We start from the raw sequence: 11,952 nt of genomic DNA on the forward strand, positions 1-11,952 counted from the left end.
CCGTTCCCCCGCCCCCCGGGCCCCGGTCCCGCTGAGGCAACAGCGGGACCGGGCGAGCACAGCACCGCACCGTCCCATCGAGGAAGGAGAAACACCGTGCAGAAGGACATCATCCACAACGACCCGCTCGCCGGCGACGAGGAGAACCGCAAGCCGGGCATCGGCATCACGATCACGATCCCGTTCCGCAACGCCGACGAGGCCGACGACAACGAGGAGTGACCGCACCGCCCGGCCGGCCCGTGATCGCGCGGGCCGGCCGGGCTCGCCGCCCCTCCGCCCCGCCCGCCCACGCCCCCTCCCAAGGAGCCGTACGTGCGCGTTCTCCTCCTCAACATGCCGTGGTCCCCCATCGACCTGCCCTCCCTGGCCCTGGGCATCCTCAAGCGCAGTGTCGACGAACGCGTCCCGGGCGCGACGTGCGAAGTGCTGCACGCCAACCTGGAGTTCACCGACTGGATCACCCGGCGCACCGAGTTCTCCGCGGAGGACTACGAGTACTACGCGCTGTCCTCCTACTTCCTCGGCTGCGGCGACTGGGTCTTCTCCAGCGCCCTCTACGACGATCCCGCCTGGAAGGAGGACGAGTTCGCCAGGGTGATGAAGCCCAAGCTGCGGGCCTCCCGGATGCGGATGACCCGGCAACTGCACTCCGTGGTGCCGGAGTTCGTGGCGGAGATCGCGCAGCGGGTCGTCGACCTCGAACCCGACGTCGTGGGGCTGACGTCCACGTTCCAGCAGAACACGGCGGCCCTGGCGGCCGCCCGGCACATCAAACGGCTCGCCCCGCACACCGTGACGGTGATGGGCGGCGCCAACTGCGATGCCGAGCAGGGTGCGGCGGTGCACCGCAACTTCCCGTTCGTCGACTACGTGGTGCGCGGCGAGGGCGAGGACGCCTTCCCCCGGCTCCTGGAGGCGCTGCGGGACGGCACCCACACCGAGGCGGCGGCCGGCATCCCGGGACTGTGCCACCGCGCCGACGGCTCCTCGACGGCCAATCCGATGCCCACCGGCCCCCTGCCCCCCGCGGCCATCCTGCCCCCGGACTACAGCGGCTACTTCGAACGCCTCGCCGCCTCCGTGGCCCGCAACTGGGTCGAGCCGAAACTCGTCGTCGAGGGCGCGCGCGGCTGCTGGTGGGGGGAGAAGCACCACTGCACGTTCTGCGGCCTGAACGGCTCGTTCATGCAGTTCCGCAGCAAGAGCCCCGACACCTTCTACGAGGAGATCATGGGCCTGGCGGAGCGTCACCGCGTCCTCGACATGTACGTCGTCGACAACATCCTCGACATGCGTTACCTGTCCAGCGTCCTGCCCCGGATCATCGACAGCGGCTACGACCTGCGCATGCACATCGAGATCAAGGCGAACATGCGCCGTCCGCAGCTCCAGGTGCTCGCCGACGCCGGACTCATCTACGTCCAACCCGGCATCGAGAGCCTCAACAGCAGGGTCCTCGACCTGATGGACAAGGGGGTCAGCGGCTGCCAGAACGTGCGCATGCTCCGGGACGCGGCCGAGACGGGCCTTTCCGTGTCGTGGAACTACCTGCACGGCTTCCCCGGTGAGACGGACGACGACTACGACCCGGTGATCCGCCAGCTCCCCGCCCTGGAGCACCTCAACCCGCCCGTCGACCTGTCCGCGCGCATCGCCATCGAACGGTTCAGCCCGTACTTCAACCGGCCCGAACTCGGCTTCGCCGCGCTGCGCCCGGAGGAGCACTACTTCTTCACCTACGACCTGCCCGAGGAGGAGCTGTACGACCTGGCGTACGTCTTCCAGGCGCCGGAGCGCGGCATCCGGGGCGACACGGTGACCCGGCTCAACGACGCCATCGGAGCCTGGAAGAAACACCACACCGACGCCAGGCTCACCCAGACGGACCTCGGTGACGAGATCGTCCTGGTCAGCCGACGCCACTCGTTCGACTGGCGGACGCTGCGACTGACCGATCCGTTCCAGGTCGCGCTCTTCCGCCTGCTGGACCAGCCGCACTCGCCCGCGGCCCTGCACCGCAAGGTCACCGCCGACCCGGCGTTCGCCTCCCGCACCCTCGCCGACGTGCGGGACCTGCTCGACGAGTGGACGAACCTGGGCGTGACCTTCACCGACGCGGGCCAGTACGTGCACGTCGCTCCCGCGTCGGTCAACCAGAACCTGCTCAGGCTCGACTACATGAGCCATCTGCACGCCCGCCCCGACGCCGGTCCCGTGACCCGGACCGCCGAGGACCCGGCGCCGCGACCGGCCGCCTCCGCGTCGTCCCCGACCGCACCGGCCCCCGCCCTTCCCTGAAGCTCCCCTGACCTGACCTGACCTGACCTGACCTGAGCGGACCTGACCTGAGCTGAGGTGAGCGGACCGGCCGCACGAGCCCGCCCCGCAACTCTGAACTCTGACCGGAACCGATCGCCGCCGCCCGTAGCCCTGCTGCCCCGCTGCCCCGCCGCCCGACAGCGCACCCGCTCGCCCGAGACGTGCACCGACGAGGAGCCGCCATGCCGCCCGCCGCACCCGCCGCACCCGCCCTGACCGTCCTGGCTTGGCGCGATCACGACTCCGGGGCCCGGGAGCTGCCGGGCATGTCCCTGGGCCGGGTCCCCGTCGCGGCGGACCCCGGAGCCGCGGAGCGCCTGTGGGCCATGGGCGCGCGTCGCGCCGAACTCGACCGGCCCGTCGACCTGGCCACGCCCGGGCCGGCCGCCGCCCGCGCCGCGATCGACCGGCTGTGCCTGCTCCGCGACCTGACCGCACGGGCCGTCCAGGTCGACTGGGACCTCCGTCTCCCCCCGGACGACGCCGACCAGACCTGGAAGGTCCTGTCCCACCTGCAGCCGCCGCGGACCGTCACCGGTCTCACCGATCCCGACAGCGCCCTGCAGGCCTGGCGCACCCGCCACTACCTCTGCAAACTGGTCTGGCGCCAGGGCCCGGGCTTCCTCCAGATCCGCGACCGGCGCTGGGGTGACCTGCGGAGGTTCACCGCCGACGACCCCCGCTACCCGGCAGCGGTCTCCCGCCTCGACCGAGGTGCCGGCCCCGGGGACGTGCCCGCCGACATCCTTGCCGAACTCACCGCCGAACACCTCGTGCTGCGGGCGGACGACGTCGTCTGGTGGCTGCCCTACCGGGTGACCCGGTGGCTCCAGGAGGCGATGGCGATCTGAAGACCACGGCTACGGGAGGAGATGGCGACCTGGAGGAGATGGCGACCGGGAGACGACGGCGACGGGGAGGAGAGGGCGATCCAGGAGGCCCGGGCGGCCGGTGACGGACCTCGGCCCCGTCCTGTCCGTGCACTACCGCAAACCGGGCATATGTATCTAAGCTGAACCGACCCTCTGCCGGGACTGCGGCACACCCAGTGCCGCCGCCGCTGTCTGCCCAGAGGTTGAGCATGACCGGTTTCCGCCCACTCCCTCCGGCCCGCCCCGACTGGCGTGATCAGGCGGCGTGCGTCGGGGAGGATCCCGAGATCTTCTTCCCCCTGTCCGACTGCCTCGCTCCCGGTTCGGACGCCGCGTCGGCGTGCGCGATATGCCGCCGCTGTCCCGTCCTGACGGCCTGCCGCACCTGGGCCGTGGAGCACGGGGAGGACGACGGCATCTGGGGTGCCACCACGGCCGCCCAGCGCCGCGCCCTCAGACGGGCCACGACGGACGGCGGCGTCGTCCGACGGTCACCGCCCTGACCCGCCTACAGACGGCGAGGGGCACGGGAGGCGCGGCCCCGGGCGGCCTCCCGCCAGCGCCCCCCAGACGCTGAGCCCAGGTCCGGCCGGGCGGCGGAATCCACCGATCGGTTGCAGGGAAACCGCCGCGAGTTCCACGCCGTCCCGGACTCCGGCCCCGCCGCACGGCGTCCGAAGCGTGCCTCGGGGCTGCGTGCGCGCCTCTTTCACGCCGCGTCGCCCGGGTACCCGGCGCCACGACAGCAGCGCCGTCGTGAGGGGACGCCACGACCATGACGCAACCGCAGCACACCGCCCCGGTGGCCCTGATTCCGGGCGAGATCGCCACCCCGATGACCGGTCAGGAGGACGCCGACGTCCACGCGGAGCGACGCCCCGGCGTGCCGCTGAGCCGCCCCGGCGACGCACGTGAGGTGGCCGCCGTGATCGCCTTCCTCGCCGGCCCCGACGCGTCGTACGTCACGGGCGCCTCCTGGGTCGTGGACGGAGGGATGCTGCGGATGGGCCCGCAGGCCGGCAGCCGTCTCCCCGACGACAGTTGGCGGCGGCCCTGAGGCGTGGTTCGCCTGGCCCCCGGGCCCGGCCTCGGCAGCCGCCGCGGTGGTGGGAGAGGACGTCCCAGTGGTTGCCCTCCTCGCCGTGGACGTTGCCGGAGCCCGACCGCCACTGGGAGCGCCGTCGCCGCACAGCCCGATGCAGGTGAAGCTGTTCCTCATGTAGTTGTCGAGGCAGGTGTACTTGCTGTGGAAGACCGCGTCCCCCGCCCGTCAGAAGGCGTACCGGATCCGCAGCCAGGGAGCGTGCGCGGCCACCAGCTCGCGCAGTTCGTGTACCGCCCGCGCCTTCACCGGACCGCGGTAGCGGACGTTCAGGGCGCCGTTCTCCGAGCGCTTGGCCTGCTGCAGCGAGGGCTGCCAGAGCCGTCCCTCACCCCGGGGATGCCACCCGAGGTTGACCTCGTGCAACTCCCGGTTGTGGGTGAGCATGATGACCTCGGCTGCCGCCTGGCGTCTCACCCGCTCCGGCAGGACGTCGTCGAGCTCGTCGAGCAGCCCGGCCCACGCCGTCCGCCAGCCGGGCCGGAGCACGACGGGGGAGAGGTTGAAGTGGACCTCGTAGCCGGCGTCGAGGAAGTCGGGGGCCGCCGCGATCCGCTCGGTGACCGGTGAGGTGCGCACGTCGAGCAGCCGCGAGTCGTCCGGCGGCATGACGGAGAAGCGGATCCGGGTCCGCCCGCGCGGGTCGAGGGCAAGGAGGTCCGGATTGACGAACTTCGTGGCGAACGACGCCTTGGCGGTCGGCCAGTGCCGGAAGGCGCCCACCAGATCCGCGGTGTTGTCGCAGATCAGAGCGTCCACGGAGCAGTCGCCGTTCTCCCCGATGTCGTACACCCAGGCGGTGTCGTCGCACTGGTTCGGTTGCGGCTTCCTGCCCTGGCGTGCGATGTGCCGGCCCAGGTGGGCGATGATCCGGTCGATGTTGGTGAACACGGTGACCGGGTTGGCGTAGCCCTTGCGCCGCGGAACGTAGCAGTACACGCAGGCCATGGCGCAACCGTTGGAGGCGCCGGGCGCGATCCAGTCGGCGGACCGCCCGTTGGGGCGTGTCGTGAGCGTCTTCTTCTCGCCGAGGACGAGCGTCTCCCCCTTCACCCTGACCCAGCGGTCCACGTTGCCCTCGTTGCCGTGCAGACCGGGAATGCCCCAGTGGGAGTCGACCTCGGTCACCCGGGCCTGCGGGAACCGCTCCAGGACCTGCCGGCCGCGCGCCGAGGCGGCGGCCGCGGGCTCAGCGTAGATCTCCCGGACGGGCAGCAGGCGACGCGCGACGTCGCCGTCGCGGAAGGCCGGCCCGGTGCCGGCGACGGCCGGGCTCGGCGGCCCGAGGGCGTCCAGGTCGAACAGCGCGTCCGACCCGGGGTCCCACGCGTCGGGCGAGTGCCGCATCACAGACTCCAGGGACAGAAAACAGGGTCAAGGACAGAAACCGGAACTGGGCCAGGGGCGGGAACGGGGGAGGGGACACGGGTGCGTCGCGGCGGCGCCGTGGCTGCGCCCGTGCTCCCTCGCGGCGGGACCGACCAGTCTACGGCGGGCGGCCGGGGGAGCGCCCGAGCGGCGTGCCCACCTCGCCGCGGCAGGGGCGGCGCCCGGAGGAGCGCCGTATCCGGAACCGGCTGCCGTCCCGTACGCCGCCCGGCCGATTGTCAGTGCCGTCCTGCATGATGCGCACAACCTGATCGACATCGGCGGAGCCGGGTAGACGACTGTGACGACCCCGGCTCAAGGAGGACACCTCATGCGGCCCGTTGCGGACCCGGCACCGTCGCTCGGCGCCGAACAGGCGCTGCCCCGCCCGGCGATGATCTTGGCGTATCGGGGCCGGTCGCCGGTTCCGCTCAGCCCCGCCCGCGCCGACCTGCTGAGGCTCATCGCCGACCCCGCCACCCCCGTCTTCCTCACGGTCCACGCGGGCGGCCGCCGGAGGTACGGCTACTGGCAGCCGGTCGACGGTCCGGGCGGCCGGGGGAGATGCTACGCGGCGCTGCCCACCGACGCGTGCGACACCTTGCACCGCGCCGGCCGCATCACCCTGGGCGAAGCGGTCGTCGATCCTGCCAAGACGACGTACCGCGTCCGGGCGGTGAGCGGTACGGCGGGGGCCTGGCGCGCGCCCCGAGCGCACCGCCGGACCGCGTGAGGAGACGGGAGCAGCACACCTGAGCGCGCCGGGCGGCCCGCGGGAGAGCCGGCCCTCGGGATGCCGGACGGCGCAGGGACCCTCACTCCGGGACCACAGCCGCGTCAGTGCGGAAAGCCGAGAGCTGGGGCAACGGCCCCCGAGCCGTGAGGCGGTATGGACGACGACGAGCGCGACGACACCTGGACGAGCTTCCGCGAACTGGTGAACATGACACCGGCGGAACTGGAGAAATGGCTCTCGACCGACCGGTCTCAGGAAGCCGGGCAGCACCAGGACGGCGGAGAGTCGACCGGACACGCCTCCGGGCGCAGGATCGTGAACATCCTCCGGGCGAAGAAGGGCGACCTGTCGGACGACGACTACCGGCACATGCGCAAGGTCGTGGGCTACATCCGGCGGCACCGGGCCCAGCGTCCCTCCGGGGACGTGAGCGGGACGCGATGGCGGTACTCGCTGATGAACTGGGGCCACGACCCGCTCGAGTGATCTGATCCGCGGCGTGCCGTCCGCGGGCGCGGAGCCCGATCAGCTCTCCCGCATCCACGCCCGGGTGCCGAACGAGGCGCACGACCGGGAGGCGGCCTGCGCGGCCTCGCGCAGGCCCTCGACGAAGATTTGTGTGGTCAGGGCCTTCCCGGCCGTCGTTCCTCGCCGGGCGAGGTGACGGGTCAGGGCACCGTGCAGGACGTCCCCGGCGCCCAGCGTGTCCGCGACGGGGACGCTCGGCACGGCGACGGTACCGCTGCCGTCCGGCCCCGCCCACACGATGGGCTCGCCGCCCCGGCTCACCGCGGCCCAGGTGACCCCGTGCCGGCGCAGGAAGCGCAGCGTCTCGGCCGGGCCGCCCACTCCCGGCGGGTGGAAGTCGGCGGAGCACACGGCCACGTCGATCGCTTCCAGCAGGTCGCCCAGACCGGGTTTCCAGCTGCCCCCGTCGAGGACGGTCGGCCGCCGTGCGGCGGCCGCGGCGCGCGCGGCGGCTGTCGCCAGCCGCGGGTGGTGGCCGTCGAACTCGACGACGTCGCAGGCCGCCACCATGGCGTCGAGGTCCGGCGGCGGGCTGACCCGCTGCCCGGTGGCGTTCGTCGAGGCGACGGCGCGCTCCCCGCTGGCGGCGGTCACCAGGATGGAGGACACGGCCGGTGGCGCCGACGACCGGGCGGCCAGGTCGGTGACGGTCACCCCCCGCTCGGCGAGGTCCGCCGCGGCCGCCTGGCCGAGCGGATGGCGGCCGATCGCGGTGAGGAGCGTGGCGGTGCCGCCCAGGTGTGCGAAGGTCACCGCCGCGTTCGCGGCCGGCCCGCCCGCCGCCACCACTTGACGACGAGCCGTCAGCTTCTCGTTCGCTCGCGGCACGTGGTCCACCAGCTGGACCACGTCCAGGGTGCAGAGCCCGACGAACAGACCGACGGGGCGTCGCCCAGCGGGCACTTCCTCACTCACCTGCGCCTCTTCCTGTCCGGGCGGGCGGCCGGGCCACGGCCGCCGCGCTGCCGCGCCGCCGCCCTGCCCCTTGCCCGGCGTGAGGGGGCGGGCCGACGGCGAGGCCGTCGCACCAGTCTCGCCCCCGCTCCGTCCCCTGACCAGCACGCGCCGCCGTGTGACGGCCGCCCGGCCGTGGCCGGGGAAGGCGGACCACGCCGGAGGCGGCCGGCGTGGTCCCGGAAGTCAGTAGCCGTAGATCATCTTGTAGGCGACCTCGGGGAGGAACTGTCCGGCCGAGGAGCCGCCGCCCACACCGCAGTTACCGTCGGACTCGCCCGGCGCCTTGATCCACAGAAGCATCTCCGCGCCGCCGCCGAGCCGGGTGGGCGTGCCGATGCGGCGGCCCGAGGGATTGCACCACTGGCCGTTGGAGCCGTTGCCGTTGCGGCTGGTGTCCACGACGAACGGCTTCGTGTAGCCGTAGCGGGCGCTCAGCTCGCCGTTGACGGCGTTGCCGAAGGCGGTGTTCTCGGCCGTGGTGAAGTAGTTGGAGACGTTGAGGGAGAAGCCGTGAGCCTGCCGGAGGCCGGCTTCGTGCAGCCGACGGGCCATGGTCGCCGGGCTCGTCCAGCCCGGGTTGCCGGCGTCCAGGTAGACCCAGGTGTTGGGGGCCTGACGGCTGAACTCGGCCAGGGCGCCGGTGAGCATGCCCTCCCGCTCGTCGATCTGAGCCTGCGTCATACAGCCGTAGTCGCCGAGCGAATCGGGTTCGAGGATGACGACGGCCGGGCGGTGCGCGATCCCGCCGGCGAACTGGGCGATCCAGTTCGCGTAGGCGGACGGCGAGGCCGCACCGCCCGCCGAGTGACCGCCGCAGTAGTCGCGGTGGTAGATGTTGTAGGCGACGAGGACGGGCAGCTTGTCCCAGTGATCCGCGGCGCCCACGTACGCACCCGTGGCGGTGCCGATGGTGCCGCTCCAGGAACCGAACCAGCGCGCCATCGGGGTGTTGGCGAGGGCGGATTCGATGGCGGGCGCCCGGCCGTCGCCGGAGTTGGCGGCGACCCATCGTCTGGCGCTGGAGTTGGGGTCCACGTAGAACCCGCTGGTCATGGTGGTCGGATCGGCCGCGTGGGCGGACGGCGCTAGGGCGAGCGCCGATGGCAGGGCCAAGAGCGCTGCCGCCAGAGTGCGGAGTCTGCGGCGCATGACGGTACCTCGGTTTCCTGGCAGGGATGCGTCGCGCGCTCTCGTCCCGAGCGTGCGACACGCTGAAGGAAGTGCGGTGGTACGAATCGCTGCGAGCGCTTCTGGTGGAAGCGCTCCCAGAAGCGGTGGCCTCTTCTGGGTGTGATCGGTATGGTCAGGTCGGCCGATCCAGCTGTCAAGAACCTCGGTCGGCCGTCTTCGGCCGTCCTCGGGCGCGGGGCCGATTCCGGTGCGTTCTGGAAGCGCTCCCGGTACCGGCCGGGTAGGAGTTCCGACGGGTGGCAGGCGTACGGGGCGGGGTGAGAAGCTTCCCGTCCGATCGAGCGGAAGGCTCATGCTCATGGCAGAGGACGTTGCGCGGCGGCGGCCGACGCTGGAGGAGGTGGCCGAACTCGCGGGCGTCTCCCGCTCCGTGGCCTCCCGCGCCCTGAACAACGCCCCGCACGTCAGCCGCGCCAAACGCGAGGCGGTCGAACGGGCCGTGCGGCGCCTCGGCTTCGTGCCCAATCCCACCGCCCGTGCGCTGGCCACCCGGCAGACGGGAGCGGCGGCCCTGGTCGTCTCGGGAGAGGAACCGTCGATCTTCGCCGACCCCTTCTTCGCCCAGGTGATCGCCGGGGCGTCGGCCGCCCTGGAGGAGTCCGACCTGTACCTGATGCTGTGTCTGGCCGCTTCCGACCGAAGCCGCAAGCGGGTGGAGGAGCTCTTCCGTTCCAAGGGGGCCGACGGCGTCATGCTGATGGCGCTGCGCGAGGACGACCCGCTGGTCCGGATGGCCGAGGACGCCGCGATGCCCGTCGTGTTCGGGGGCCGCCCCGTCGGATCGGCGCCCCGGTGGTACGTGGACGTCGACAACGTCGGCGGGGCGCGCGAGGCGACCGAGTACCTGATCTCGCGGGGCCGCACCCGGGTGGCCGTGATCTGCGGACGGCTGGACACCGAGGTGGGGCGCGCCCGCTATCGCGGCTACCGGGACGCCATGCTGGGGGCCGGTCTCGAACCGTTCCCGCCGAGGGAGGGGGACTTCACCGAGCCCAGCGGGGCCGCCGCCATGGCGGCGCTGCTGGCGGACCGCCCCGACCTGGACGGGCTGTTCGCCGCCAACGACAACATGGGCGCCGGTGCGCTGCGCACGCTGCGCGAGGCCGGCCGCGCGGTGCCCGCCGACGTCGCCGTGGTCGGCTTCGACGACCTGGCCGTGGCCCAGGTCGCCGATCCCCCGCTCACCACCGTCCACCAGCCGATCCAGGGGCTCGGCCGGGAGATGGCGCGGATGCTCGTCGCGCTCGTCAGCGGGGCGGATCCCACCCCGCTGGTCCTGCCCACCCGTATGGTCGTCCGTGCCAGCACCTGACGGCCCCGGCCGTCGGCGCCGTCCTGCCCGGGCGCCATCAGCGGACAGGTGATCACGTAGGCAAGCCGGGCCGATCCGCGGTCTGCTCCGCCCTCTTCCCGTCCCGCCCTCGGTCCGGTCCTGCCTCCGGTCCCGCGACCTGCTCCGGCCGCCTCCGGTCCCGCCACCCCCGGTCCCGGCGCCCCCGTCGTCCGTCGGATTGCATCAAACCTCGGGCCGACCGATCGCCTCGGACCCCGGGCTGCCGAGCGGTTCCACGGCCAGGTGCCGTCACCGACGCCCCGGAACCCGTGGGGCAGACAGGGGCGTCCCGTCCGCCCGGGGCCAAGCCGTCGCGCGCGTCCGCGTCCTCAGCGCGAGCGTTTCGCTCCCGGCGCCGGCGCGGCCGGGGGCATCGGCGGCAGACCGGCCGCGAGGTCCGGCAGCAGGACGGGCTCCAGCCGGACCCGGTCCTGGGCGGCGAGATACCGTCCGAGTTCCGGCGGCCGGTACGCGGCGTCGCGGTCGTGGCGCTCCTTGGCCGGCACCGCCAGGAACTCGTTCCCGTCCGGCTCGTTCCGGTCGTTCACCGCGCCGCCCAGGGGCCGGTGGAAGGGCCTGGACAGCACGAACAAGGCGGTGCGGGACTCGTGCAGCCGGCCCGCGCCGTCCGGCTGGACCCGGAAGTCGGTGCTCCGCCGCGGTGCCATCGCCTGCGGCCCCTGCGCACTGAGGGCCTGGGGGTCGAACGCCAGCCCGTAGCGCCGAGCCTGGTCCACCATCCACAGCAGGGCGATGTCGGACAGCCCCGTCTCCTGGTACCCGCCGCCCACATCGCAGTGCACCCCGGCGAACCACACCTGCTTCAACTCCTGCCCCTGCCGGGCGGCGTCGGGCCGCTGGTGCCACAACGTCGGCCGGAACGCCGAGCGCTTCTCGTCGACGGCCAGCGCGTGGAAGGCACCGTCGACCCAGCCGCTCAGCTCGGTGTCGTGGAAGGCCCAGCGGCGGTTGAACCGGTTCACCACGGGTTGCAGCGCGGCCGCGTCCGGGAGGGGGATGCCCAGCGCGCCGACGGTGTCCCACACCCCGATGAAGCGGATCCGCGTCTCGTGGGCGTAGGAGCGGCGGAACAACGTGGACGCCGTGCCGTTCGGTCGCTCGAGCCGGTCGCGGTAGAGGGACCACGCCTGGCGCGCCCGGCTCACGTGCTCCCGGCGCAGGATGCCGCTGTTGCGCACCAGTCCGGCCAGACTGCGGGCGGTGAACGCGCCCCGGCTGAAACCGAAGAGGAACAGTTCGTCGTCCGGTTCGTACGACTCCACGAGGAACCGGTAGGCGTCGGCGACGTTGCGCGACAGTCCCACGCCGAAGGCCCCACCGCGCAGGCGCTCCGAGCGCCGCGTGCCGACTCCGGCATGGTAGTAGGTCCGCTGCTCCTTCCCACCGGCGGACCCCTGGCGCACCGACAGGGCGACCTTGGCCACGTTCGTCCTGCTGGGTTGGTCGGCGAAGTTCCACGTGCCGTCGCAGCAGACGACCAGACGCTTGGCCATGACCATCCCTCCTCGCGAAAGCGTGGAGT

At 72.8% G+C, this 11,952-nt stretch carries 11 protein-coding genes and 1 pseudogene; 8 read left to right on the top strand and 4 right to left on the bottom strand.

Translation table 11 applies throughout. The features are described from left to right. Positions 1-96 precede the first annotated feature (96 nt). From AC3ET3_RS32170 to AC3ET3_RS32190, 5 genes and pseudogenes are all read left to right on the top strand, one after another. A complete protein-coding gene (locus AC3ET3_RS32170; protein WP_432138107.1) occupies positions 97-222 on the top strand; it encodes a hypothetical protein in 126 nt (41 codons plus the stop codon). 93 nt (positions 223-315) lie between these two features. Further along, positions 316-2,301 (top strand): RiPP maturation radical SAM C-methyltransferase, encoded by a 1,986-nt coding sequence (locus AC3ET3_RS32175; RefSeq protein ID WP_432138108.1) that lies wholly within the window; start codon positions 316-318, stop codon positions 2,299-2,301. A gap of 203 nt (positions 2,302-2,504) precedes the next feature. Further along, the gene (locus tag AC3ET3_RS32180; RefSeq protein WP_432138109.1) at positions 2,505-3,173 is read left to right on the top strand and encodes a DUF5825 family protein; all 669 of its coding nucleotides are present in this window, start codon (positions 2,505-2,507) and stop codon (positions 3,171-3,173) included. A gap of 230 nt (positions 3,174-3,403) precedes the next feature. After that, entirely contained in the window at positions 3,404-3,697 is a 294-nt protein-coding gene (locus tag AC3ET3_RS32185) for a WhiB family transcriptional regulator (RefSeq protein WP_432138110.1), read from the top strand. Positions 3,698-3,999: 302 nt separating this feature from the next. Further along, positions 4,000-4,251: pseudogene (locus AC3ET3_RS32190) on the top strand (SDR family oxidoreductase); the annotation flags it as partial. 213 nt (positions 4,252-4,464) lie between these two features. Here AC3ET3_RS32190 and AC3ET3_RS32195 read toward each other — a convergent pair. Next, a complete protein-coding gene (locus tag AC3ET3_RS32195; RefSeq protein ID WP_435613394.1) occupies positions 4,465-5,643 on the bottom strand; it encodes a spore photoproduct lyase family protein in 1,179 nt (392 codons plus the stop codon). A 352-nt stretch (positions 5,644-5,995) separates the two neighbouring features. Here AC3ET3_RS32195 and AC3ET3_RS32200 point away from each other — a divergent pair, with 352 nt between their 5' ends. Continuing rightward, a complete protein-coding gene (locus tag AC3ET3_RS32200) occupies positions 5,996-6,397 on the top strand; it encodes a cell envelope biogenesis protein OmpA (RefSeq protein WP_432138112.1) in 402 nt (133 codons plus the stop codon). A gap of 156 nt (positions 6,398-6,553) precedes the next feature. Further along, entirely contained in the window at positions 6,554-6,886 is a 333-nt protein-coding gene (locus AC3ET3_RS32205) for a DUF3140 domain-containing protein (protein ID WP_432138113.1), read from the top strand. A 39-nt stretch (positions 6,887-6,925) separates the two neighbouring features. Here the strand turns inward: AC3ET3_RS32205 and AC3ET3_RS32210 are convergent, their stop codons facing one another. Both AC3ET3_RS32210 and AC3ET3_RS32215 read right to left on the bottom strand, forming a co-directional pair. Beyond that, positions 6,926-7,843 (bottom strand): PfkB family carbohydrate kinase, encoded by a 918-nt coding sequence (locus tag AC3ET3_RS32210; protein ID WP_435613395.1) that lies wholly within the window; start codon positions 7,841-7,843, stop codon positions 6,926-6,928. A gap of 225 nt (positions 7,844-8,068) precedes the next feature. Beyond that, positions 8,069-9,034 (bottom strand): glycoside hydrolase family 6 protein, encoded by a 966-nt coding sequence (locus AC3ET3_RS32215; RefSeq protein WP_432155297.1) that lies wholly within the window; start codon positions 9,032-9,034, stop codon positions 8,069-8,071. Positions 9,035-9,374: 340 nt separating this feature from the next. Here AC3ET3_RS32215 and AC3ET3_RS32220 point away from each other — a divergent pair, with 340 nt between their 5' ends. Then, positions 9,375-10,388: a LacI family DNA-binding transcriptional regulator gene (locus AC3ET3_RS32220; RefSeq protein ID WP_432138116.1), complete on the top strand. Its 1,014-nt coding sequence runs from the start codon at positions 9,375-9,377 to the stop codon at positions 10,386-10,388. Between the two features lie 350 nt (positions 10,389-10,738). Here the strand turns inward: AC3ET3_RS32220 and AC3ET3_RS32225 are convergent, their stop codons facing one another. Beyond that, a complete protein-coding gene (locus AC3ET3_RS32225) occupies positions 10,739-11,923 on the bottom strand; it encodes a T6SS phospholipase effector Tle1-like catalytic domain-containing protein (protein WP_435613396.1) in 1,185 nt (394 codons plus the stop codon). Between the last annotated feature and the right edge of the window lie 29 nt (positions 11,924-11,952).

Source organism: Streptomyces sp. bgisy159 (assembly GCF_057707805.1).

Coding starts and splice junctions, on each gene's coding strand:
- AC3ET3_RS32185 (WP_432138110.1), top strand. CDS start 3,404: ATGACCGGTTTCCGCCCACTCCCTCCGGCCCGCCCCGACTGGCGTGAT.
- AC3ET3_RS32205 (WP_432138113.1), top strand. CDS start 6,554: ATGGACGACGACGAGCGCGACGACACCTGGACGAGCTTCCGCGAACTG.
- AC3ET3_RS32215 (WP_432155297.1), bottom strand. CDS start 9,034: ATGCGCCGCAGACTCCGCACTCTGGCGGCAGCGCTCTTGGCCCTGCCA.
- AC3ET3_RS32225 (WP_435613396.1), bottom strand. CDS start 11,923: ATGGCCAAGCGTCTGGTCGTCTGCTGCGACGGCACGTGGAACTTCGCC.
- AC3ET3_RS32200 (WP_432138112.1), top strand. CDS start 5,996: ATGCGGCCCGTTGCGGACCCGGCACCGTCGCTCGGCGCCGAACAGGCG.
- AC3ET3_RS32220 (WP_432138116.1), top strand. CDS start 9,375: ATGGCAGAGGACGTTGCGCGGCGGCGGCCGACGCTGGAGGAGGTGGCC.
- AC3ET3_RS32180 (WP_432138109.1), top strand. CDS start 2,505: ATGCCGCCCGCCGCACCCGCCGCACCCGCCCTGACCGTCCTGGCTTGG.
- AC3ET3_RS32195 (WP_435613394.1), bottom strand. CDS start 5,643: ATGCGGCACTCGCCCGACGCGTGGGACCCCGGGTCGGACGCGCTGTTC.